Origin of the sequence: Streptomonospora nanhaiensis (genome assembly GCF_026642255.1) — a bacterium.
Lineage (GTDB): Bacteria > Actinomycetota > Actinomycetes > Streptosporangiales > Streptosporangiaceae > Nocardiopsis > Nocardiopsis tropica.
Genome location: NZ_CP113264.1, coordinates 6,185,382 through 6,208,837 on the forward strand (window position 1 = coordinate 6,185,382; position 23,456 = coordinate 6,208,837).

At 72.6% G+C, this 23,456-nt stretch carries 16 protein-coding genes; 5 read left to right on the top strand and 11 right to left on the bottom strand.

All coding sequences use genetic code 11. The annotated features are described in order from the left end of the window. Positions 1 to 31 precede the first annotated feature (31 nt). Complete coding sequence (locus OUQ99_RS26605; protein ID WP_267946514.1) at positions 32 to 583, top strand: thymidine kinase; 552 nt, start codon at positions 32 to 34, stop codon at positions 581 to 583. Positions 584 to 612: 29 nt separating this feature from the next. Here the strand turns inward: OUQ99_RS26605 and OUQ99_RS26610 are convergent, their stop codons facing one another. From OUQ99_RS26610 to OUQ99_RS26625, 4 genes are all read right to left on the bottom strand, one after another. After that, entirely contained in the window at positions 613 to 1,374 is a 762-nt protein-coding gene (locus OUQ99_RS26610; protein ID WP_267946515.1) for a hypothetical protein, read from the bottom strand. Further along, a complete protein-coding gene (locus tag OUQ99_RS26615) occupies positions 1,367 to 2,452 on the bottom strand; it encodes an NlpC/P60 family protein (protein WP_267950513.1) in 1,086 nt (361 codons plus the stop codon). The genes OUQ99_RS26610 and OUQ99_RS26615 overlap by 8 nt, the downstream gene beginning before the upstream one ends. Positions 2,453 to 2,559: 107 nt before the next feature. Further along, a complete protein-coding gene (locus OUQ99_RS26620; RefSeq protein WP_267946516.1) occupies positions 2,560 to 3,228 on the bottom strand; it encodes a hypothetical protein in 669 nt (222 codons plus the stop codon). A gap of 19 nt (positions 3,229 to 3,247) precedes the next feature. After that, positions 3,248 to 5,581 carry a type IV secretion system protein gene (locus OUQ99_RS26625; protein ID WP_267946517.1) on the bottom strand — a complete coding sequence of 778 codons (2,334 nt, stop codon included), beginning with the start codon at positions 5,579 to 5,581 and terminating at the stop codon, positions 3,248 to 3,250. 621 nt (positions 5,582 to 6,202) lie between these two features. Between OUQ99_RS26625 and OUQ99_RS26630 the strand changes: the two genes are divergently transcribed. Next, the gene (locus OUQ99_RS26630) at positions 6,203 to 6,742 is read left to right on the top strand and encodes a hypothetical protein (protein WP_267946518.1); all 540 of its coding nucleotides are present in this window, start codon (positions 6,203 to 6,205) and stop codon (positions 6,740 to 6,742) included. Positions 6,743 to 7,173: 431 nt separating this feature from the next. Continuing rightward, complete coding sequence (locus OUQ99_RS26635) at positions 7,174 to 8,997, top strand: serine/threonine-protein kinase (RefSeq protein WP_267946519.1); 1,824 nt, start codon at positions 7,174 to 7,176, stop codon at positions 8,995 to 8,997. A gap of 24 nt (positions 8,998 to 9,021) precedes the next feature. Here OUQ99_RS26635 and OUQ99_RS26640 read toward each other — a convergent pair whose 3' ends face one another. The 3 genes from OUQ99_RS26640 to OUQ99_RS26650 form a co-directional block, all read right to left on the bottom strand. Beyond that, positions 9,022 to 10,062, bottom strand: a complete 1,041-nt coding sequence (locus OUQ99_RS26640; protein ID WP_267946520.1) for a hypothetical protein — start codon at positions 10,060 to 10,062, stop codon at positions 9,022 to 9,024. Positions 10,063 to 10,257: 195 nt separating this feature from the next. Beyond that, positions 10,258 to 12,726: an ATP-binding protein gene (locus tag OUQ99_RS26645; RefSeq protein ID WP_267946521.1), complete on the bottom strand. Its 2,469-nt coding sequence runs from the start codon at positions 12,724 to 12,726 to the stop codon at positions 10,258 to 10,260. 245 nt (positions 12,727 to 12,971) lie between these two features. Further along, the gene (locus tag OUQ99_RS26650; RefSeq protein ID WP_267946522.1) at positions 12,972 to 13,631 is read right to left on the bottom strand and encodes a GmrSD restriction endonuclease domain-containing protein; all 660 of its coding nucleotides are present in this window, start codon (positions 13,629 to 13,631) and stop codon (positions 12,972 to 12,974) included. A 509-nt stretch (positions 13,632 to 14,140) separates the two neighbouring features. On the opposite strand from OUQ99_RS26650, the gene thpD reads away from it, so the two are divergent. Next, complete coding sequence (thpD, locus tag OUQ99_RS26655) at positions 14,141 to 15,046, top strand: ectoine hydroxylase (RefSeq protein ID WP_267946523.1); 906 nt, start codon at positions 14,141 to 14,143, stop codon at positions 15,044 to 15,046. Positions 15,047 to 15,208: 162 nt separating this feature from the next. Here thpD and OUQ99_RS26660 read toward each other — a convergent pair whose 3' ends face one another. The 3 genes from OUQ99_RS26660 to OUQ99_RS26670 all read right to left on the bottom strand — a co-directional run bounded on the left by OUQ99_RS26660 (position 15,209) and on the right by OUQ99_RS26670 (position 20,698). After that, complete coding sequence (locus tag OUQ99_RS26660; protein ID WP_267946524.1) at positions 15,209 to 19,333, bottom strand: TcpE family conjugal transfer membrane protein; 4,125 nt, start codon at positions 19,331 to 19,333, stop codon at positions 15,209 to 15,211. Positions 19,334 to 19,351: 18 nt separating this feature from the next. Beyond that, positions 19,352 to 19,675 (bottom strand): hypothetical protein, encoded by a 324-nt coding sequence (locus OUQ99_RS26665; RefSeq protein WP_267946525.1) that lies wholly within the window; start codon positions 19,673 to 19,675, stop codon positions 19,352 to 19,354. Between the two features lie 72 nt (positions 19,676 to 19,747). Then, complete coding sequence (locus tag OUQ99_RS26670; protein ID WP_267946526.1) at positions 19,748 to 20,698, bottom strand: conjugal transfer protein; 951 nt, start codon at positions 20,696 to 20,698, stop codon at positions 19,748 to 19,750. 470 nt (positions 20,699 to 21,168) lie between these two features. Here OUQ99_RS26670 and OUQ99_RS26675 point away from each other — a divergent pair, with 470 nt between their 5' ends. Then, positions 21,169 to 21,879 (top strand): lysoplasmalogenase, encoded by a 711-nt coding sequence (locus OUQ99_RS26675; protein ID WP_267946527.1) that lies wholly within the window; start codon positions 21,169 to 21,171, stop codon positions 21,877 to 21,879. Positions 21,880 to 21,948: 69 nt separating this feature from the next. On the opposite strand, the gene ychF is transcribed toward OUQ99_RS26675, so the two are convergent. Next, on the bottom strand, positions 21,949 to 23,034 hold the full coding sequence (gene ychF, locus OUQ99_RS26680; protein ID WP_267946528.1) for a redox-regulated ATPase YchF: 1,086 nt from the start codon (positions 23,032 to 23,034) through the stop codon (positions 21,949 to 21,951). Between the last annotated feature and the right edge of the window lie 422 nt (positions 23,035 to 23,456).

Genomic DNA, 23,456 nt, shown 5'->3' on the forward strand with positions numbered 1-23,456 from the left:
CGGCCCCGGCGCCCGCGACCCAGGAAGAGACATGGCGGAGCTGAAGTACTTCACCGGTTCGATGAACTCGGGCAAGAGCACGATGGCCCTCCAGGAGCACCACTCACGTGGCGGCGAAGGGGTGCTCTACACCAAGCAGGACCGGGCCGGAGCGGGCATCATCTCCTCCCGGCTCGGGCTGGAGTCCCCCGCGGTCGAGGTCGGGGACCACCTGGACCTGTACGACGACGTCGCCGACCGCAAGGCCCCGTACGTCATCTGCGACGAGGCCCAGTTCCTGTCCCACAAGCAGGTGGGCCAGCTGGCCGGCGTCGTGGACGGCATGGGGATCGACGTCTACTGCTACGGGATCCTCACCGACTTCCAGGGGCAGCTGTTCCCGGGCTCGAAGCGCCTGGTCGAGCTCGCCGACAAGATAGAGGTCCTGCCGGTCTCCGCCCGGTGCTGGTGCGGCGGCCGGGCCACCCACAACGCGCGCGTGGTGGACGGGGTCATGGTCTACGAGGGCGCCCAGGTGCACATCGGCGGCAACGAGTCCTACGCGACCCTGTGCCGCCACCACTTCATGGCCGGCGTCGCCTGACGTGCTTGCCCGGGCTTCGGCATTGCGCCTTAGCCGGGCCCGAGGATCCCCAACCTGACCTCGATGTACTCAACGAGCGCGTCGCGCTCATGCTCGAACAGTGAAACAGGTACCAGATCACCGCTGGAAAAGTCACGGTCCGTTTCGAATTCCATCTCGTAAACGGTATCGCCGGAGCGAACAACCATCGCATAGACAGTCGTCCCTTCTTCAGTGAGACCGTGAACATAGTGAGATGCGTCGGCAACACCCGCTGAACCTTCAGAGCGCGAACCCAGAGTGAGGTCATCGATAAGGGAGACACCCTCATCGAAGTACGCACCTGCCTGACTACTCGCCTCATTCCCTTCTTCATCAGCCACGAAGGAAGCGTAGGAAAAGTCAAGCACCCAGACCGAAGACCTGTCACCGGCGGGGATCACATTCCAGGCGCACTCATCCGTAACCGTACGAGGAGTCTCCCCCTCCCCGGGGTCACTGTAATTGCCACCAGGGTCTGTTCTTGTGGAACTGACCTCGTTCACTTGTGGAATCGTTCCACCACACAGATCCAGAGACTCCGTGGGCATACTGTCACGTGGCTTGATGGTCTGCTCAGGAACGACCTCTTGAGCCGAGGAGTCGGCCTCAGTCGCTATTCCCGAGGAGACCGTGTTGAAGAAAAGGCTGGCCACGCCAACGAGAACACCGAAGACCCCGAAAGCCGCCAGGCTTCCGCACCCGAACACCGCGGCGGCGGCCCTCCACCCGTGCAATCCCTGCTTCGCGGGCGGTGCCTTCTCGTCAACCACGGTTATCCTGCGCCTCCAACTGGGCTCTCACATCCGGGTGCTCGAGCGGCCGGGTGAATCCCACGATGTCCGAACGATTGGGGTCATCGTACTCGCGCACCGCGATCGGTCCACAGTTCGTGCACCAGGCCTCGACCATCAGCCCGTCGCCGATGACCATCGCCATATGCCCCGGCCCCGGCGGCTCCCCCGCGCGGGTCACGTCGAAGAAGACCAGGTCGCCGGGCTGCTCCTCCCCCATCGGGATCTCGGGCCCGAAGTTCCACTGGTCCTGGGAGACGCGGGGAATGGTGACGCCGATGCTCTCGTAGGCCTTCATGGTCAGTCCGGAGCAGTCGTAGCCGTCGGGACCGGTCCCGCCCCAGATGTAGGGCTTCCCCCGCTGGTCCAGGGCCCAGTCGACAACCGCCTGGGTCAGCTCGTCCGGGGCGCTTCCGATGAACTGCCCGTCCTGGTCCAGCTCGCACAGGACGGCCGTCCGGATGGAGCCGCTCGTGTCGAACTCCCCTCCCGCGTACTGCTCGGCCCACTCCAGCACGTCGTCCACGTACCACCAAGCGTGGTTGTAGCCGAAGATCGCCTGCCGGACGTCCTCCTCCAGGCCGTGTGCGATCAGGTAGTCGGCGGCGGCGGGGATGGCGTCCGCCGGGTCGTAGACGTTGACGATCCCGTCCCCGTTGCCGTCGACGCCGTACCCGTTCTCCGGGCGCTCCTCCACGGCCTGGACGGGTTCTCCCCCCCAGCTGTTTCCCGCCGCCGACCCGTCGAGGGAACCGAACTGCATCGGTCCGGCCGCCCCCCAGTCGTTGTGCCCCTCGGTGATCCCGGGCCCCTCCCAGCGCCCGTGGTGGGACTCCACCTGGCCGACCCCGGCGAGGATGTTCCAGGGGATGCCCTTCTCCTCCCCGACCTCCTGGTAGATCTCCAGGTAGTTCTCCGGGATGGAGTCCATGGCGTAGCCGCTCGCGTCGGGCTGCTCCGCGTCCGCGTTCGGCGTGCAGACGAGCCCGCTCGCCAGCAGGGAGCCGACCTGCTGGGTGGACGTCGTGATGACCGGGATCACGAACATCGCCAGCATGACCGTCAGGGCCACCGCGACCACCGCGGTCACGCCCACCCAGAGGCCGGCCGCGCCCCGGTCGGACGGGGCGGACGGAGAGGACTTGAAGAGGGGGGACACGTGGGCTACTCCTCCCCGAACTGGCCCGCGTCCGCGGGCTGGAAGTCGAAGACCTGCCAGGCGCCGCCCCCGCGGACGACGGTGACCGCGAACTCCCCGAGCTCCTCGTCGAACTCGGCGTCGGCGGTCTCGGTGATGGACTGGGCCGTCACGACGAAGGTGATGGAGTCGCTGCCGTAGGTGCGCACGGAGTCGACCTCCGCCCTGCCCTGCGCGACGGCCTCCACCTCGGACATCTCCTCCCAGAACGCCCCCGCCCTGCTCGCGTCCACGAGCACCCGGGCGTACTCGTCGGTCGCCAGGGCCTCCATCGAGGCGTAGTAGGACTCGGGGGAGCCCGTGTAGTCGATGGTCCCGTAGGCCTCGGCGAACGTCCGCGCCGTCGCCCCCGCCGCCCTCAGCTCCTCCTCGGTGAAGGGGAACCAGTCGAGGACGTCCACGTCCTCCTCGGCCGTGGTGTCGATGGGGCTGGGCTCCACCGTCGACAGCCCGCCGGGGGCCGCCGGATCGGTCGCTCCGCTCGGGGACGCCCCCGGCTCCTCCGAGGCGGCGGGGCCCTCCTCGTCGCCGCCCCCGAAACCGCCGAGGCTGAGGTACAGCCCGAACACGACCAGCACCGCTATCAGACCGATGAAGACAGCACGCTGAGCGCGTTCAGGGAGAGGGTTGGGCATGGTTCGGGGCCTTTGTCCGTCAGTCGTCGTTCAGCCAGAAGGGGACGTCGCGTTTGCGGTCCCGCGTGCCGGAACCCCGGCTCTCCCCCCAGAACGGGGTGATGGGCGCGTTGTCGCGGCGCTTGTCCGAACCGGTCAGCCAGCCGCCGTCGCCGTCCCCCCGGCCGCGCCCCTCGTTGGAGGGTGCGGGGCGCGCCGGACGCTGCGGCGCCTGCCGCTCGCGCCTCTCCCTTGGAGCGCCCCAACGGGACCCGCGCGCGTCCAGGCCGCCACGGGCCGGGGTGTCCTCGCGTCCGGCGAAGATGCCCCGGCCGGTGCTCGGCTCGGGCCGGTCGGAGCCGGCCGCCCGGCTGTTCCCGGAGACGGGGGAACCGCCGCCGAGAACGGAGCCTCCGCCACCGCCGCCGTCACGCCGGTCGGAGCCGCCCCGGCTGCCGTTCCCGGTGCCGAACACGCCCGCCCACCCGCTGTCGCCGGTGCCGGTGTAGCCGCCGCTCGGGCGGGGCGGGATCGATCCGGACCGTGCGCCGTCGAGGCTCGGCGCCTGGTTCCCGTCGCGCGCCCCGCCGGAGGGGCGCGGTCCCACCCCGCCGCTGTTGCTCCTGTTGACGTTCAGCGGCGGGGCGTCCCCGTCACCCCGGACCCGCCCGTATCCGCCGCCGCGGGCTCGGACCCCGTCCGCACGCACCGGGACCCCGTCGGCCGGGACCTCGTCGCCGACGCCCGTCTCTGCGGCGGCGGGGGGGACGCCCCCTCCGCCCGCGGGGACGCCGGCCGCTCCTGCGGCGATCTGCGGGGCCCGGCGCAGACCCCACGCCTGCGTCTTCAGGTTGGCGATCGGCGGGAGGACCACGGCGCTCCTGCTGAGCGCCTGGCTCTGGGCGGCGTCGCTCACGATCCTCGAGGTGAACGTGTTCGCGTTGACCGAGGCGAAGAGGTAGACGAAGGGCTTGCGATAGACGAACAGCGCCACGGTGAAGAGGGCGAGGAGGATCATCTGCAGTCCCCAGCCGAGGCTGGTGGACATGACCATCCCGTAGCACATGACCAGCAGGGAGATCAGGAGCACGACGAAGATCTGTTTGAGCAGGAACCCGATCATCAGCTCCACCCAGCGCAGCAGGACCATGCGCCCGTACCCGGGATGGATTCCGATGAGCAGGAACACCGGAGCGAACAGGAAGAGGATGAGGAAGGCGATCTTCAGGACGATGAGGGCCACGGAACCCGCGAGGATCAGCCCGCCGGCGAAGACCGACGCGAAGAGCGCGAGTGTCGCCACCCCCAGGCGGCTGCCCTGGTCCTGACCTGAAAAGAGCGGGTAGATGCTGGGGTAGAACTCCTGAACGTCTGCGGCGATCGCCTCGTAGGACTCTTGCTTCTCCTCAATCAGCGTGTTCGCGTCAAGCTCGCCATCCCTGATCTGCTGCTGCTCGATCCTCCCCACACCCTGAGCTGCTATTAGGTCCACTGCATGGTCTTCAACAGCACTGCTCGCGAAGGGGCCGTTACCGAACTGTCCCGCGACCCACGGCTGGCAGACCAGGCTCGACCAGAGCATGTCGGCGTTGCGCCGGACCTGGAAGTCCGACTCGGACTCCCAGTCGGCCCGTTCGGGCGCCTCTGCTCCCGGCGGACACGTCCCCGACCCTCCCCCGTAGGGCACCTGCCCCACGGTGCTGGTCACCAGCTGGCTGCCGGAGTTCACCAGTCCGCCGGCCATGCTCATGATCTGGGCCGGGTTGATCATGATCCACAGCCCGAGGGCCGTGGCCCCGATCATCCAGATCGTCGACTCGATGGTGAGGGTCATCCGCTTGCGGATGAGACCGAACCACCCGAGCCACAGTGCGCCCAGGATGACGACGGTGGGGATGAGGGGGCGCCAGATCCCCTCCCTGAGGGTGACGACCACGTTCTCGACGAGTTCGTTGAAGCTAGCGAGGAGACCGTCCGAGGTCGCCGCCTGGTAGACGGTGATCGTCGACTGGTTGATGGTCTTCGACAGGTCCCACGCGGTGTTGGCGAGCGTGGCCTGGGCCCCGTTGCTGATCCCGTCGACGCACGATTCGGTGATCATGTGCCACTGCTGGCCGGCGGTGCCGTACTGCCCGTACATGCTGGCGTCGGGCGGCAGCCCGTCGGGGGCCCCCGCGATGGCGGACTGCGATTGCGGGGGTACCAGGAGCCCGTCGGATCCGCTGCCCGCGGACTCGGGCAGCGGCGCGGGCTCCCCGGGGCAGAGCGGGTTGGCCTGGGCGCTGGTGAGCGGTAGCAGCAGGAAGCCGGAGAGCATCAGGAACGTCATCAGGAGGCGTCGCCATCCCCGCCGTCGGACGTTCTGATGCGTCATCTGCTGGCTCCTGCGTCGTGTGTTCGTGCGGGGACGATGGCAGACACAGGGTCCTGCCGGTGGTCGCACACGCACGCGTGCACAGCTCCGCGCGCGGCCGTGCGCGACCGCAGGACCCCCGCATGTCTTTACCCCATCTTCTATGGTGCGCCATCACCGGGCCGGGGGATGGGTACAACGCGACTGGATTTCCGGTTCCCACCCTCCCGACACCCAGACCAGCGTGTACAAAAGTCACCATTCCGCATGTTTCCGCAGGTAGAAGACATGACTGGCCTTCCGAAACTCCCAAAAACCGCAAGGCCACAATTTTCTCTCCACCAGGCGACTATGAGGGGCATCACACTCGGCTTCTCGGCCAGAAGTGGACACCCTGCCACCAATCGGACTGGCACCCGGTTCCACTCCGGTCTTCTGCAGGCCCCCGAGCTGTCATTGGCGCCCGGCCGAAACCACGCGCCCCACCGAACCGCCGAACCGGTCCACGGCTCCGCCGCCGGACGAACCCGCACCGACACGCACGGAGGACGCAGCATGACCGCTCCGCGACCAGGCCCGGCCGACCCGACCCGCGGCCCCGGAGGGCCCGCGGGACCGCCCCTCCCGGCAGGGAGCTCCGCCGTGCTCCTCGTGTGCGCCGTCCTGTACCCGCCGGCCGCCACGGGGGTCCTCCTCGTGGTGGGCGCCTTCGCCCTCTTCACGGCCACCACCGGCGCGGCGGCGTCCGCCGCCTGGGCCGGGGCCGGGATCGCGGGGCTCGCTGCGGCCCACGCCGCCCTGTACGCGGTGCTGCGCGGCACGGGACTCCCCCGCCCCGGCGCCACCGCCGTCCTGCTGACGGCGTCCGTGGCGCTGGCGCTGACCCAGACCGCTCTCATGTACCCCTGGTTCGGCGTCGGCCCGGTCTGGGGGCCGCCGCTCGCCGCCGCGGCCCAGGGGGCGGCCGCCGCACTCGTCCTGGCCTCCGTCCGCGGTCGCGCGGTCGCGTGGGCGGCGGCCGCCCTGTGCGCGGTGGCCCTGCTGCGCCTGCCGGTCGCGTGGGCGCCGGAACCGGCCGTTCCCCGCGCGGAGGCGGCGCACCACGAGCCGGCGGCCGTCGGCCTTCCGCACGGGGACCCGCGGGAGACGGCGGAACAGCCCCGAATTCGTCACCATGAGTGAGGAGGAGTATCCCTGGGTGACAAAAAGAAAAGGGGGCGTGTATCGGAAGGAGCTCCGTTCCGAGGAGTTGCGGCGGGGAGCGCCCGGACGCCGAAACATGGCCAAGGTCAGTAATGGCCCTGACCAGGACGCTCTTGTGTTCGAGCGGCCCCTCTCCCCGGTCGGGGCCCGTTCGCCGAGGATTCCGTCGCACCGCACCGGTACCGTGGTCACTGTCCCGGAAGGCCCCTGACCCCCTCCCCGGAACGACCCCCCTCGGCAGTGACCGCTTTCGGTCACCTGCCGTTCGCGCCCAGGGGTGGAGGGCCTTGCCGGATTACAGTGAGAAAGCTTCAGAAAACGGCGGCGAGCACCGCAAGGCGCGGCGGCAGGGCCTTTCTTGGATAGATTGGCCGCGCATCGTCCCCCACCGCCAGAAGGGATGCGCCCCTATGCCCACTCCCGGCCGTAGCACCGTCGGCCGTTACGAGCTGCGCGAACGACTCGGCGCGGGCGGAATGGGCACGGTGTGGCACGCCTGGGACCCCTCCCTCCAGCGCGACGTGGCCGTCAAGGAGGTCCTCCTCCCCGAGGGCATGGACCCGCAGGACCGCGCCGAGGCCCGTGCGCGCACACTGCGCGAGGCGCAGGCGACCGCCAGGATCACCAACACGTCGGTGGTCACCATCCACGACGTGCTCGAACACGACGACAGCCCCTGGATCGTCATGGAGCTGCTGAGCGGCGCGTCGATGCAGCACCACCTGGACCGCCACGGTCCGATGCCGGTGGAGCAGGTCGAGGAGGCGGCGAGGTCGCTGCTCGGCGGCCTGAGGGCGGCGCACGCCGCGGGGGTCACCCACCGCGACGTCAAGCCCGCCAACATCATGCTCACCGACGACGGCCGTACGGTCCTGACGGACTTCGGTATCGCGAACGTCGACGGCAGCGCCGCCCTCACCCAGACCGGCGTGTACATCGGCTCGCCCGAGTACATGGCGCCGGAGCGGTTCGAGGGTGAGCGCGCCCTGCCCGCGTCCGACCTGTGGAGTCTGGGCGTCACCCTGTACTCCCTGCTCGAGGGGCACACCCCGTTCAAGCGGGACAGCATCACGGGGATCATCAGCGCGGTGCTGACCGCGCCGATGCCGCCGCCGCTGTCCGTGCCGGGATACGGCGAGGACCCGGCGAGCGCGCCGCTGAGGGCGCTCATCGGGGCGCTGCTCGACCGTGACCCGGCCCTGCGTCCCGACCCGGCGGAGGCCCTGGCCCTCCTGGCCCGGGAGAGACGGGCGTACACGGGCGGCGCGGACCCCGCCCCGGACACGGGTCCGCAGAGCGCCCCGGGCGACGATCCCGCGCACGGCCCCGGCGGCGCCGGCGCGGGCGTGACCCGGTGGCAGGAGTCCGGCCCGAGCGGCGCCTACCCAGCGCAGCGGCAGCCGACCGGCGGCCACGCGGCCTTCCCGGACACCCTGAGGCCCGGGGCCCCGGGCGGCCCCACGGTGCCCGGCGTGATGGGGATCCCGTCGGTGTCCGGTGGTTCGGGGCCCCAGGAGCCCCAGGGGCCGCCCGCGCACACGGGGGTGTCGGGCGGCCACCCGGCACACCGGCCGAACCCCGCGGGACCCGCCGCGCCCGGGGCGCACGACACCCCGCACCCCATGACGGCGCCCGGCCGCCCGTACCGGCAGCAGCCGGCCGGGCGGTACGGGGCGCAGGCCCCGCACGCGCCCGCGGCGCCGGGGACCGGGCACTTCACCCTGAACGGGAGGCCCGCCGCCCCCGGGCACGGCTCCGGTCGCGCCGGTTTCGCCCCGGGGAGCGGTGCGCCGCCGGCGCCCGGGGGCCGGGGGACGTGGGCGCACGGCGCGCCCGCGGCGGGCAGGCCGGTGCAGGTGCTCGTCGCGGCGGTGATGCTGGCGCTCAACGCCGCCTACCTGCTGTTCCTCACCGTGCTGTTCGCGGCCGAGGCCGTCAACGGGGGCCCCACGGGCTGGGGCACGGTACTCCTCCTGGGCCTGTGGGGGTCCTACTCGGTCATCGGGGCGGCCGGGGCGGTCCTGCGCTCACGCCTCGTGTTCGGGGCGGTGGTGATCGTCCAGGGCATCGCGGCGATCGGGTTGTTCTTCGGCCTGTTCTCGGTGCTGATCTACAACCCGGAGCAACTGGCGTTCTACGTGCTGCTGCTGGTGTTCAACGTGGCGATCGGCGGCCTGCTGCTGCTCCCGCAGCGGGTGCGGTCCCACTTCGGGTTCGGCGGGGGCGTCGCCTGAGCGGGTCCGCGACCGCGCAACGCCTCATTCGGGGGCGGTGAGCAGCCTGTCGGCCGTGAGCATGCGCTCGACCCGCTCGTCGCGCACCCTGCGGGCCGACTCGGCGGTGGCGCACAGCTCGGACACGTCCGCCGAGGCGGTGCCGAGGAACCCGGCGGACACCCGGTGGTCGACGTAGTCGGCGGTGGAGTCCACCGCCTCCTGGCACTGCTCCCACTCCCGGTGGGCGGCCACCGCCTGCTCGACCAGGACCCCGTACGCGGTGATCTGGGCGACCCGGGCGCGGACCGCGTCCTCGACCGCGCCCAGGTGCTCCCGCTGGGGTCTGAGCGCGTCCCGGACCCTGGGCGACGACGCCCGCTGCCACCGGCGCGCGTGGGCGCGGCGCAGCTCCCGCTGCCGGGCGAGGAGGGAGGCGATCCGCCACTCCTGCTCGCGGAGGACCGCCAGCGCCCGGTCGGTGTCCAGCGCGTCCGCACCGAGGTCGGCCCGGGCGTCCGACACCAGGTCGATCGTGCGCTGCACCTCCGCGACCAGGGCGCGGTCGGCCTCGGTGAGGTCGTCGGACAGGACCACGAACTGCTGTCTGGGCCCCTCCACCGTCCGTCCGGCGCCCGACGTGAGGGCGTCGGCGGCGACCATGGCGACGAGGACGCCGAACAGCGCCCAGGGCATGCCCGGGAACGGGTCCTGCGGGACGACGTCCGTCAGCCACACCGGGGCGGCGGCGACGGCGCCGGCCCCGACGAGGGCCCCCGTGGCGCGCACCGCGGGGCGGGCGTCCCCGCGGCAGGCGAGGGCGGCGACATAGGCGACCAGGCTGATGCTGACGATCACCATGCCCAGGTACCAGCCGGCGGTGAACAGGGCCAGTGCCGTGGTGAACCCGACCCCGAGCAGCTGGACGCCGCCCTCCCTCAGGCGGGCCCGGCGCCCTGCCGACCCGGTGTCGTACCGGCGCGGGAAGCGGTCGGGCGCGCGCGCCTGCCAGGTGACCTCCTCCCGCAGCTCCTCGGGCAGGGAGGGGTCGATGACGGGTCGCGGCCGGATGACGTCCTCACTCATGGGCGGTCCCTCGTGAGTGGTGGGTCTGTCGGGAGGCGGGGCGGGGGCGGGCACCCGGGGAGGAGCCCGACAAAATAGGAGATGCCCACCCCGGGGCCGCCCCGAACCTGCCGCCCGGGACGCCTTTGCCGCGCCCGGCGCCCGGCCCGCGGGGGGCCGCCGCCACCTGCGGGTCCCGTCCGCGACGCGGACCCGTCAGACCGGTTCGTCGTGTCCGGCCGCCACCAGGTCGTCCTCCTCCCCCGGGCGCTGCCGGGTGGGGTTGGTGTCGAGCCAGCGCAGCAGCCGGTCGGAGACGAGGTCGACGCCGATCCGCCCGGCCCGGCCGTCCAGGTCCCGGAACAGGCACTCGCCGTTGCCCAGGTTGCGCAGCACCGCGAGGTGGTCCTCGGTGGGGTCGACCCCGAGCAGGGCCATGACGCTCTCCACCTCGAAGCGCTCGCTGGAGCGGAACGCGAACACCGAGGAGAGGCAGTTGGTCACCTGCTCGTTCAGGAGGTCCCCGGCGTTCTGGGAGACGAGGATGAGCGCCGTGTTGCGGGAGCGGCCCATCCGGGAGACCTCGGGGACGAGCTTGGCGCCCTCGGGGGTGGAGGTGACCGCCCACGCCTCGTCCAGGAAGATCGCCTTGGGCAGGTGGCGGTCCAGGCCGTTCATCAGGCGGCGGGCGAACTGGGACACCAGGTAGAGCAGGGCGACGGAGAGCCTCTGCTCGTAGGAGTAGTCGTCGCGGCCCACACCGGAGTCGGGCAGGGTGAGCCCGCCCAGGGTGAACACGGTGGTCCAGCCCTCGGTGTCGATCTGCGTCTCGCCCTGCGGGTCGAAGCACAGCGAGGCGAGCCGCATCTCGGACATGGACTGCAGGACCGCGCCCAGGTTGCGGGAGGCGGCTCCGGGCGAGGAGACGAGGTGGTCGACGACCTTGGCGAGGGAGGGGCGGGGCTGGTTGGCGACGGCGGCCACCGCCTGGATCATGGCGGACTCGCGCTCCTCGCTCATGCGGGGCAGCAGGAGCCGCAGGGTCTCGGTGGCCATGGTCTTCTTGGCGGCGAGGTCGTCGCCGAAGGCGAACGGGTCGAGCAGCCCGGGCTGGGCCGATCCCAGCGACATGATCCTGGCCTTGCGGCCCCGGCGCCGGAGGAGCTCCACGAGCGACTCGGCGTCGCCCTTGGGGTCGATGGCGGCGACGGTGACGCCGCGCAGGGCCAGCTGGTAGATGAGCAGGAGCGCCAGGGTGGTCTTGCCGCCGCCGGGCTCGCCGGTGATGGCGATGGCGGTGGGGCGGTTGCGCGCGGCGGCGACCATCGGGTCGAAGTGCACGATGGAGCGGGCCCGGCCGATGCTCTCGCCGATGTAGGGGCCGACCCAGCCGCCCCCGCTGCGGTCGACGCGGTCCCCGACCTCGACGGTGGCGGTGGGCATGCCGCCCGCGATGGTGCGCAGGGGCTGGCGCTGGGCGTACGCCTGGAGCCGGATGCGGTCACCGGGCAGGGACTCGTTGAACAGCGAGAACTGGTCGCCGGTGGAGTTGATGACGTCGATGCCGATGTCGCGGTAGTGCTCGACGACGGCCTCGACCTGCTGGACGAGGAGGCGTTCGGTGGGCGCGGACACCATGAGCCGGTGCCAGCCGTAGACGAAGGGCAGCCGCTCCTTGGTGATGCCGTGCTCCAGCATGCGGGCGGCGTCGATCTGCTCGGCGAGCGCGATGGGCGCCTCCACCCCTGCCTCGCGGATGTGCGCGTCCATGTCGCGGGCGTGCGCGAGCTTGCGGCCGACGTCCTTGGAGGCCTTGGCCGGCGGGATGAGCTTCATCCGCAGGGACACCTCGACCGGGAAGGGGAGCGCGTCGGCGTGGTGCAGCCACGGTTCGCCGTCCGGGAAGGGCATCAGGTCGGGGAAGCGGGCGAACGACAGGAACGCGACGTAGGTGGAGCCGGAGGGCTGTTCGAGGCGGAGCATGGAGCGGCCGTTGTGGACGACCCCGTCCACCAGCGCCTCGATCTCGCCGCGCCCCCAGGTGCGGCGGCCGGCGGCGGAGGGCCTGACCTCCTCGGCGGAGCCGCTGACCGAGTGTCTGACGAGCCACGCGATCTCGTCGGAGGTGGCGTGGCGCGCGTGGAGGGAGCTGGCCGCCAGCGCGCGGCCGAGCCGCTCGGACTGGTCCGTCCAGCGGGCGATCTCCTTGTCGTCCACGGCGTCGTCGTTGATGCCGAGGACCTCCTCGGTGCGCTGGTAGGCGCCGAACACCTGGGAGAACAGGCCGAGGCCGGTGCCGGAGCCGCGCAGGCCGAGGCGGACGCCGAGGTAGACCTCCTTGGTCCAGAAGTCCTTGGCCCACACGTGCCGGTACATCTCGTCGAGGTAGTCGTACCAGCCGGGGCCGGAGTCGGAGGTCCCGTCCAGGCTGGTGGCCCACTGGGCGGCCGGGTAGGTGCGGTGGGCGACGCGCAGGTGGACCTCGGCGTCGTTCATGCGGATGGCGGCGAGGGCGATGGTGATGTTGGTGGCCAGGGCCTGGCGTTCCTCGGGGGTGGTGAACTCGTACGACACCGTCGGGAGCCGGAAGTAGGCCCAGGCCTCGCTGTCGCTGAAGAGCACGCGGTCGTCGAAGTAGCGGACCGTGAGGCGGGTCGCGCCGCGGGTCCCCCTGGTACCGGTCATCTCTGAGCCCTTCTGGTCGCGTCGCGTGTCGGGGTGCGCCCGGACGGCGGACGCACCCGGGCCTGCCGCCTGTGCCACCCTCCATAGTGGAGCATCGTGCCGGGGCCGTAGAAGCGGACGGGGTTACGGCGCGCCAGAATCCCCGCGAAAACGTGACTCGCGCCCGTACGGGAGGGGCCCGTCCCCCCGCTGCGGGGGGACGGGCCCGGAGAGGGGAACCGCGGTCACGCGGCGGCGGTCGCCGTTCAGCAGGCGGAGTCGAGGGTGCCCTGGATGGAGGACTTCTCCGCGGAGGTCACGGTGAGGTCGTACACGTACTTCACGTTGATCCAGGACTTGACGTAGTCGCAGTGGACGGAGGTGTTGGTCGGCATCCACTGGGACGGGTCCTTGTCGCCCTTGGAGCCGTTGCTGGACGGGGTGGCGAGCCACAGCTGCGAGCTGGTGACGTCGTTGGCGAAGTCGGCGCGCCGGGACGTGGACCAGTCGGCCGCGCCGGTCTTCCACGCCTCGCTCAGCGGCACCTGGTGGTCGACGCTGATGTCGGACGGCTCGTCGTACACCCAGGAGTCGTCGAAGGCGCTGTACCAGCTGCCGGAGGTCGGCTGGCAGTCGTCGTCGGTGACCACGTCGTGCCCGTCGCGGAGCAGGACGACCTGGCGGGCGGTACAGGGGCTGTCGACGACGTTCCAGTGCGGGAAGAGGCTGCGGTCGTAGCCGGTCTGGGGCCCCTTGGCCGCGACGGTCAGGGAGCCGAGCTGGGTACGGGCCTCGGAGGTGCTGGGGATGTTGGGCGGCAGGACGTGGTCCGCGGCGGCGGGCGAGGACCATCCGATGACGGCGGCGAGGGCCGCCGCGGCGGCGGCCGCGAGTACGCGCGGGACCGCGCGGGGGAAGGGGGTCACGTTATTTCTCCTCTTGAGCGGGTCGAGGAAACAAGGACCCCACTACTGTGGGGTAACGGCGCTTTCCGCGCCAGTCCCGGACAGGGAATTCGCACCTGTTCGGAAGTGACGTCCCCGCGTCCGCCCCCTTAATTTTGAACCAAGCTCTGTACCATATACTTGTGAACCAGATCACAAGGAAATCGCCCTGGGTGACGGCGTGTTTCGTTGTCTGTGACGGCGACACGGCCACCTGCGCGGATGTCCGGGCATGCCGACCAGGGACACCGAGGGTGACGGAGGGCAGGTGGGCCCGGAGGATCCGAACGCCGGGGGCGGACGGGGGAGCGTGCCGGGGAGAGCGCGATTATGCGTTTCAGCCCATAAGTAAAACGGTCCTACCCGGAAAAGTAAACGACAAACACGGGAGCCTTCGGCCATTCAGGAAATCCGGGTCGATATTTGTTAAGTTCGCATGTCGTAGGGAACGCCGTCTACCTCAGAGAGGACGAACCCCACGGGGACAGGCCATGACTCTCCTGATAGACATACCGACCGCGGACGAGTACCCGACCCGCAAGGCCCACGAACCCGCACTCCTGTACCGCAGGTCCCCCACCGTGTGGGGGTCTGCCGACGGCGGGCCCTTCTCCGCGGAGGAGATCGCGGACTACGACCAACGCGGCTACACCCGGATCGACTCCCTCGTCAGCGGCGAGGAGGTCCAGGCCTACCGCGCCGAGCTGGAGCGGCTGTCGTCCGATCCCGGCCTCCGGGGGGACGACCGCGTGGTCGTCGACCCCGAGTCGGGCGGCGTCCGGTCGGTCTACGCGGTGCACGAGCTCAGCGACGTCTTCGCCGAGCTCGTCAACGACCCGCGCCTGGTCGAGCGCGCACGCCAGATCCTGGGATCGGACGTGTACGTGCACCAGAGCCGCGTCAACCACAAGCCCGGCTTCGGCGGCGGCTCGTTCTTCTGGCACTCCAACTTCGAGACGTGGCACGCCGAGGACGGCATGCCACGGATGCGGGCGGTGAGCTTCTCCGTCGCCCTGACCGAGAACCACCCCCACAACGGCGCCCTGATGGCCATCCCCGGCTCGCACCGCACGTTCGTCTCGTGCGTGGACCCGGCCCCGAGCCCGCACCACCGGACCCCGCCCAAGACGCGGGGCGTCGGCGTGCCCGACGAGAGCTCGCTCTCGCTGCTCGCCCACCAGCACGGCATCGAGGTGCTGACCGGTCCCGCGGGCGGGGCGACCGTCTTCGACGCCAACTGCATGCACGGCTCCGGCGACAACATCACGCCGCACCCGCGGTCGGACGTGTTCGTGGTGTTCAACAGCGTCGAGAACGCCTGCACCGCGCCGTTCGGCTCCTCGGGGCCGCGCCCGGAGCACATCGCCTCCCGGGACTTCACCCCCGTGGGCCGCTGAGCCACCGCCGCGCGGACGGGCCCCGCTCCTGCCCGCGCGGCGGTTCGCCCTGTCCCCGTGCCGTAGCGGCGCCCGGAGCCCGTCGAGGGCTCCGGGCGCCGTTCGTCTTCCGGCCCCGGCGGCGCTCCCCTGTCGGGGAGCGCCCGGGGCCGGGCCCGGCCGCTACCGGACGAGCGCGTTGACGAGGACGCCGCCGAGCGCACCGTGGGCGCGCTTGGTGGCCGGGCGCAGGGCCCCGACGTCGATCCTGGTGTAGGACGAGCCGAGGTGGTCGTCCCACGGGATGCGGACGATGGCCCGGCAGCGCCCGCGCGCGACCCGCTCGGCGGCGTCGACGTCCTTGAGGCTGCGCTTGCTGACCCCGTTGACGACGAGCACCGAGTTGGCCCGCAGCGCGTTGTAGCCGTTGCCGTCCAGCCAGTCGAACGTCATCGAGACCGCCCGTTCGGCGTCGGCGTTGGCCGGGGCGACCAGTACCAGGCCGTCCGCGACCGGCAGCGCCCGCGCGACGCCGGTGGCCGCGGGGTCCAGCAGGGTGATGCCGTAGAACGAGCCGAGCAGGGACGCGAGCTGGCCGTAGTCGCGGTCGTCCAGGGTCTGGACGTAGGGGTCGTCCAGGGTCTGGACGACCTCCAGGCCGGTGCCCGACCGGCTGGTGTAGCCGCTCATCCGGGCGTAGTCGCCGATCGCGTCCGCGTTGGCGAGCAGGGCGGTCAGGGTCTCCGGGGTCTGGGCCCCGACCCTGCGGGAGAGGCCGTTGGGTCCGGGGTTGACGTCGACCGCGACGACCAGGTCGTCGCGGTGCGCGGCCAGGGTGTGGCCGATCATCAGGGTGGTGACCGTCTGCCCCGCCCCACCGGTGCACCCCAGGACCACGAGGCTGCGCGAGCCCTCCAGCGGGGTGCGCAGCCGCTCGATGTCGCTGGGGGGCAGGTCCGAGCGGACGGGCGCCGCCCCGCCGGTGACGACCTTGGCGAGGCGTCGCCAGCCCCGGGTGCCGCCGGACTCGCTGCCGCCCGGCTCGCCGCGGAGGGGCTCCTCCGGCTCCCTGACGGGCTCGGAGGGCCGGGGCCGCTGTGACGGGACGCCGTTGGGCGTGTCGCCCAGGCTCTCCTGCTCGCCCGTGCCGTGGTCGAGTTCCAGCTGGGGCCGGGGGTCCCGGGCGGACGGCTCGGGCTCGTCGCCCGGGACGGGCTGCCCGAAGAGCTGGCCGAGCTTGCGGGCGTTCTGGGCGACTCGGTGGAAGACGCCGTCACCGGGGTCGGCGCCGTCCGCGGACCCCGGGTCCGGGCGGGGGTCCTGCCCCGTGTCGGGCGCCCCGGCCCCGTCGCCGGCCTCCCGGGCCGCGTCGGCGGGCGCGGCGGTGCCGGGTCCGCCGGGTTCCCCCGTCTCCCGCGACCACAGGTCCTCGGATCCGGGGCCCTCCGCCGCGAGGGCGTCGGCCATGCTGGGGTTGCCCCTGGGGTCGCGGGCGGCGCTCTCGTGCCCGTCCGCGTCGGCGGGGGCGTCCCGCTGATCCGGTGCGGAGGTGTCCTCCCGGGCGGGCGGCACGTCCTCCGCCGCGCCGGTGGCGCGCATGGTCCACCTGGTCCGCGGGGCCGCCTCGGCGGCGGCCTCCGCCCCGGAACCGGCCGCCTCGGAGCGGGCGATCTCGGAGCGGGTCCCCGCCGGGCGTACGCCGTCGGCGCGGCCGTCCTCCCCGCGCCCGGCGTCGCGGACCGCGGCCGCGCGGCGGCGGGCCAGGGCCGCGGCCTCGGCCTCCTCCAGGTCGGAGACCGTGCGCCGGCGCGCCGTTCCCGTGCCGGGGTCCGCGCGCACGTTGCGGTCGGCCCGCTCCGGTTCGTCGCGGACCTCGGCGAAGCTGACGAGCTCGCCGGTCCCGTGGTCGAGCTGGGTGGGCGGTTTGGCCCCCTCCTCCGGGGCGTCCGGCTCCGGGACCGCCTCCGTCGGCCCGGCCGTCTCCGCCTCCTCCGGTTCCGGCGCGCGACGCACCGGCTCCGCGGCCTCCGTCCTGGCCGCCTCCGCGCCGGGGTCGTCGGCGGGTCCGGACACGGCGGCGCCGTCCTCGCGCAGCTCGCCGGCCGGGATGACCGGGTTGCCGCGGTCGCCGACCTTGGGCTGGTCCGGGTGGCGCTTCTTCCCGTCCTCGAACCACTCGCCGGGGTCGCGGGGGGCGTCCCGTTCGGTGGTGGGGACGGCGTCGGCGAACTTGGGACGGGGCGGCGCCGGGGTGTCCGCCGTGATGAGGTGCCGGTCGAGCACCGACATGTGCGCGTCCCACTCCGGTCCCCGGTCCTCCGGCTCCTCCTCCGGCCTCCGGGGCATGGCGTCCTGCTCGCCGGTGCCGTGGTCCAGTTCCGGGGCGGGGACCGCGGCCGCGGTGCGGGCCGCCCCGGCACCGTCCGCGGCGTCGGCCGCGGGCCCCGTTCCGTGAGGCTCCGGGGGGCGCGGGATCCGGGTCTGCGCCTGCTCCCGTGCGACCGGGGCCTGCGGGGTCTGCGGGGCCTCGGTGACCGTGGCGGAGGCGGCCGGAGCCCCGGGTTCCGCGGTGTCGTGGGCGGCGTCGCCGGTGGCCCGCGCGTCCTGGCCGGAAGCCGGACCGGTCCCGTGTCCCGGTGCCTGCCCGGCGTCCACGCGGTCCGCCTCCGCCGGGGAGGCGGCGGCCGGGGGCAGCCACGGCACGGCGGTCTCCGCGGCGGGCCGACCGGTGGCGGCCGCGAAGCGGACCGCGTAGTCGGACAGGTCCGCGTGGTCGGCGGGGCCCTCCTCGGCCCGCTCCTCGTCCAGGTCCCACGGGGCGGCGTGCGGGCGTCCCCGGCGGCGCGGAACCCGGGGCCCCTCGGGGGCCCGGTCCCCTTCGCCGGGGGCGGGTGCGGTCCCCGCTTCGGGGAGGCCGATTCCCTGGGCCCGGACGGGGCGCTGCTCCTTGGGGCCCCGTTCGCGCACCTGCTCGGTGCGGCGCTCCTCCAGGTCCTTCGCGACCCGGATGCCCTGGGTGCGGCCGCGCAGGCGCCGCGCGGCGGGGGTGTCGTCCTGCGGTTCGGGGTCGGGGGCGGACATCACCTCCTCGGCACGGCGGCGCTCCCGTCCCGGTCCCCGGTTCCCGGCGACGGCGTCGGCGACCTCGTCCCGGCTGAGGGCGCCGGTGTCACCGAGGGAGTAGGCGTTCTTGGAGGTGAGGCCGACGGGGGTCTCGCCGGAGGAGGCGCGCAGGTTGGCGAACCACGCGTCGCTGTCGCGCTGTTCGTCGTTCTCGGTCCGGTGGACCGGCTCCTCGTCGAACGCGTCCCGTTCGCCGTCGTCGCCGCTCCCGGCCTCCTCCGGGGCGGCGGGGCGCTCCGGTCGCAGGCCCCACCCGAAGTAGTTGAGCACGCGGCGGCCGACCCCCCGGCGCGGCCCGTCGGGACCGTCCGGCGTGCCGGGGTCCCCGTGGGACCCCGCGGAGGCCTCGGACGCGTGGAACTCCTCGCCCCGGTCGTCCTCCGGAGCCCGGTCACCGGGTCGCGCGAGGGACGCGACGGCGACCGGTACGCGCTCCTCGCGCGCGGGGGCCCCGGCGTCCCCGGACCCGCCGGTCCGTTCCGGCGCGGTCCGCTCCCCCGGGAAGGCGACCCGGGAGGGCGCGGCGGGCGCGCTCACGGCGGAGGCCGGGAGCAGGGGTGCGGCGGAGACGCGGACCGGCTCGCGGTCCCCGCCCCCGGAGCCCCTTCCCGCCGCGGCGGGCGCCGGCGCCTCCTCGACCGCCGACGCGGACGCGGAGACGCGTTCGGCCAGGCCGGGCAGCGGGGGCGCGGCCGCGGGCACGGGGCGCACGGCCGTGGTCTCCTCGGCCGGGACCGCGGCGGGGGCGGCCTCCACCGCCCGGCGCCCGGCGCGGCGGCGCCTGGGTACGGCCAGGGGGCCCGCCTCGGGGTCGCGGTGCCACACGCGCACCGCCACGCGGACCTCGGAGGGCTCGTACTCGGGGGCCAGGCGGGTGTACACCCTGGCCTCGGCGAGGAAGCGCGCCTGGGAGATGAGCAGCTCGGTGAGCCGCTTGCCCTCGATGACCGGCCGCGTCGCCAGCACCGTGATCACCCCGGGGGGCACGACCCAGAGCACCAGGTGCCAGCCGTTGCCGAACGCGAAGGGCGCGTTGAGGATGCTGAGCAGGACCACCCAGAGCGCGAACACGCCCAGGGCGACCCCGAACGTGCCCACCGGGAGCGGCATGGGCAGCCGGAAATCGTAGAGCTTGTACAGCCGCTTCTCGATACGCCAGATGTTGGTGTACGTGGGCAGATCCACGTTCCCGGCCTCCCTCGCCTATTCCGTCGATACGCCCATCGCTCGGGCGAGCGCCACTGCGATGACCTCGATGATGCCGGGGACGTAGAACACGATCCCGATGAAGATCGCCAGGATGATGAACTGCGCGAACCGCGTGATCTCCCTCGTGAACAGGAAGAACACCGCCACGATGGACACGATGACGAGGAAGAGGGGCCCGAAGAAGCCGCGCAGGAAGTCGGCGAGGCCCCCGGTGTCGGGGGCGTTCTCCGTCGGGGTGGTCTCGACCGCGAGGGTCAGCAGGTCGGTGGCGCCGACGGCATGGAACACGTCAGGTGTGGATGACAGCAGGGGGAGCATGTCAGGCGCCGTCCTCCGCTGTCGTGACCGGTGTGCTCATGGTTCTTCTCGTCTCCTTGCCTACTGGCCCCGTCACCCGCCGAACGAGCGAGGGGCTCCCTGGATGTCGCGGACGTGCCACTCGGAACCGGAGTCGACGACCGTGACCAGGTAGTTCTGCGTCACCCGCCCGGCTTCGGCCCCGTCGGGGGCCGGAACGCTCCACGTGACCGTCGCCGCTACCTGTCGTACGTCATCATCCCCGTTCGGGGACTGTGATGGCACCGCCATATCGGACAGTTCGACGAATTCCAGGCTGTTCTCCGGAAGTGGGGCGATGGTGACGCCCGGTTCGACGTAGCGCTCCAGGTGCGCGGGCTCCCCCGCGTAGGCCTCGAAGAAGCCCGGCAGCACCTCCGTGAGCTGTTCTGCGGCCTGCGGGTCGGTCTCGAAGGAGGCGTCCTCCGGCAGGCTCGCCCGGCTGGGCGGGGCGAGGAAGGCCGGGGCGCCGGCCACCACCAGGGAGTCCCCGTCGGCGTAGACGGGCACGTCCAGGCGCATGGGTTCGCCGTTGACGTCGGCCCGCACGATGATCGAGGCGTTGTGGTCGTCGTGGACGTCCACGGCGACGACGGTGAGGTTGTCCCCGGTGAGGCTGTCGGCGGGGACCTCGAGTCCGGCCGCCTCGCCCTCGGGGACGAACGCCGCCAGGGCCGACAGCCGCGCCTCGGTGTCGGCGGTGTCGAGGTAGGCGTCGGCGAACCGGAGCCCGAAGGCCGCGGCCGCCGTCTCCGGGTAGGCGGGCTCCTCCGCCTGCTCGGGTTCCTCGGACGCCGCGGGCAGGGCGAACCCCCCGCGCAGGGGGAACCAGATGCCGTTGAAGACGACGACGATGATGAACGCCCACAGGACGGCGCGTCCCACGCCGACCCACCAGCGCCCGCCCGACCCGGCACGGGGCCGTCGGGTTCGGGGGGCGTCGAACTCCATCTCGTCGCCCTCCCGGTCACGTACGGCGGTGCCGCGTCGTGACGCCTTCGCCATCCCCGCCTCCTGCACACAGTTCCGCGCCGCCCGCTTCGGACGGCGTATCCGCCACGCCCTTGTCTACCCCATCCCTATAGTGAGGCATTGTGGGGGTTGGGAGGGGCCTCCGTGACTCCGCGTTTCCCCGCCAACAGCGCATTGCGCGCAACGGTAGAACTTCCCAAAAGGTGCATACCACAGCAATGGTTCATGGAACTCAAGGTGGGGCTGTGCACGTCGGCGCAGTTTTGGTTGGACCGGAAAGCGATTAGTCACTCGGCAGGGAGCAAGTTCTGTCCTCCGGGGGCAGGAAACCGTTGACGGGATGTAACCGGGATCTCCTTCGGGAGGATCCGAACCCCCTCCGAGGACCCCGGGGACGCCACCGCGGCCCCACCCCTCCCACCGCCCCCGCACGCACAGCGCCCCCGCGGCGGGCGCCCCGGGGCCCACTCGGCACGGTGCGGTGCGGCGCCTAGGATGGCGCGATGCTCCCCCGCCGCCCCCTCGCACGGGCCCTGCTGGCCCTCTACACCGCGCTGTCCGCCGTCCACCTCGTCGTCCAGTGGTACGGCGCCGACGACTGGTCCCGCCCGACACAGGCGCTGCTGATGCCCGTCCTCGCCGCCGTCCTCCTCGCAGAGGCCCCCCGGCCGGGCGCACGCCTCGCGGTCCTGGCCGCGACCGCCCTCGGCCTCTCCTGGCTCGGCGACACCGCGCCCGCACTGGCCTCGGGCGACACCGCGTTCCTGCTGATGGTGGGGTTCTTCCTCGTCGCGCAGGTCGTGTACGCCGTCGCCTTCGCGCCCCTGCGGTCGGACAGCGTCCTCCACCGCCGCCGGGCGCTCCTCGTCCCCTACGCCGGAGCCGTGGGGGCGCTGACCCTGGCCTGCGCCCCCGGCGCGGGAGACCTGCTGGTCCCGGTGCTCCTGTACGGACTCTGCCTGGGGGCGGCGGCGGTCCTCGCCACCGGGGTGCACCCGCTCGCGGGGGCCGGCGGGGCGCTGTTCCTCGTCTCCGACGGCCTGATCGCCCTCGGGGCGTTCGTCCCCGGGTTCGGCCTCCCCGGGGACGGCTTCTGGGTGATGCTCACCTACACCGCGGCGCAGGCGCTGCTCGTGCTCGGCGTCCTGGCCCGGCTGCGGACACCGGACCGGACCGCCCCCGTGCCGGGCGCGGCGCCGGCCGACAGCGCGTGAGGGGCCGCGCGCCGCCGCGGTCACGGCGGTGCGCGGCCCCTCACGGGTGCCGCGGGGTCCCTGGTCCGGTCAGACGTTGAAGCGGAACTCGACCACGTCGCCGTCGGCCATCACGTACTCCTTGCCCTCCATGCGGACCTTGCCCGCGGCGCGGGCGGTCTGCATGTCGCCCGCGGCCACGAGGTCGTCGTAGGAGACCACCTCGGCCTTGATGAAGCCGCGCTGGAAGTCGGTGTGGATGACGCCCGCGGCCTCGGGGGCGGTCGCGCCCTTGCTGATCGTCCAGGCGCGGGCCTCCTTGGGCCCGGCGGTCAGGTAGGTCTGGAGCCCGAGGGTGTCGAAGCCGACCCGGGCGAGCTGAGCCAGGCCCGACTCGGACTGCCCCAGGGACTCCAGGAGCTCCTGTGCCTCGTCGTCGTCCAGCTCGGCCAGCTCCGCCTCGATCTTGGCGTCGAGGAAGATCGCCTCGGCGGGGGCGACGAGGGCCTGGAGCTTGCCGCGCAGCGCCTCGTCGGCGAGCTCGTCCGTGTCGAGGTTGAACACGTAGATGAACGGCTTGACCGTGAGCAGGCTCAGCTCGCGCAGCCGGTCCAGGTCGATGCCCTCGGCGGCGGACAGCGACGTGCCGCCGTCCAGGACCTCCTGGGCCTGCCGGGCGGCCTGGAGCAGCTCCTGGGCGCCCTTGTCCTTGGCGTTGCGCTTGGCGTCCTTCTCCAGGCGCGGGAGCGCCTTCTCCAGGGTCTGGAGATCGGCGAGGATCAGCTCGGTGTTGATGGTCTCGATGTCGCGGGAGGGCTCGACGTCGCCGTCGACGTGCGTGACGTCGGGGTCGTCGAAGGCCCGGATCACCTGGCAGATGGCGTCGCTCTCGCGGATGTTGGCGAGGAACTTGTTGCCCAGGCCCTCACCGGTGGAGGCGCCGCGCACGATGCCCGCGATGTCGACGAAGTCCACCGTCGCCGGGAGGACCTTGGCCGAACCGAAGATCTCGGCCAGCTTCCCGAGCCGGCCGTCGGGCACGCCCACGACCCCGACGTTGGGCTCGATGGTCGCGAACGGGTAGTTCGCCGCCAGAGCGTCGTTCTTGGTCAGGGCGTTGAAGAGGGTGGACTTGCCGACGTTGGGCAGGCCGACGATCCCGATAGACAGACTCACAAGGCCCGAGTCTATGCGGACCGGCGGGTGGGACGGTCCCCCGCCGCCGGAAAGCGGCACCGATCACCGAAACACGCTGCACAGGGGACGCTGCTCACAGTAGGTTCGTTCAACGTCTCCGGGGACCGGGGGTGGAAACCGTCCGGGCGGCCGTGTGCCGCGCACCCGGGCACCCGCACCCCGCGTCCCCGGTCGAAACACGGCCGCTGACACGGGGGAGGCGGCATCCGGTGGACGTCCGGTCCGTGCCGGGCGGGGGCGACGAGGGCCACAGGGGCACGGTGGGCTCCTCGACCGACCCGGCGCAGCGGGCAGGCGGCACGTCCGGGGGTACCGCGCGGCGGCGCGGCCCCGCCGCGGGGGCGGCGGGGCCTTCCGCTCACCCTCCTCTGCCGCGGCCACGTTCCTGGGGGAGGACAACT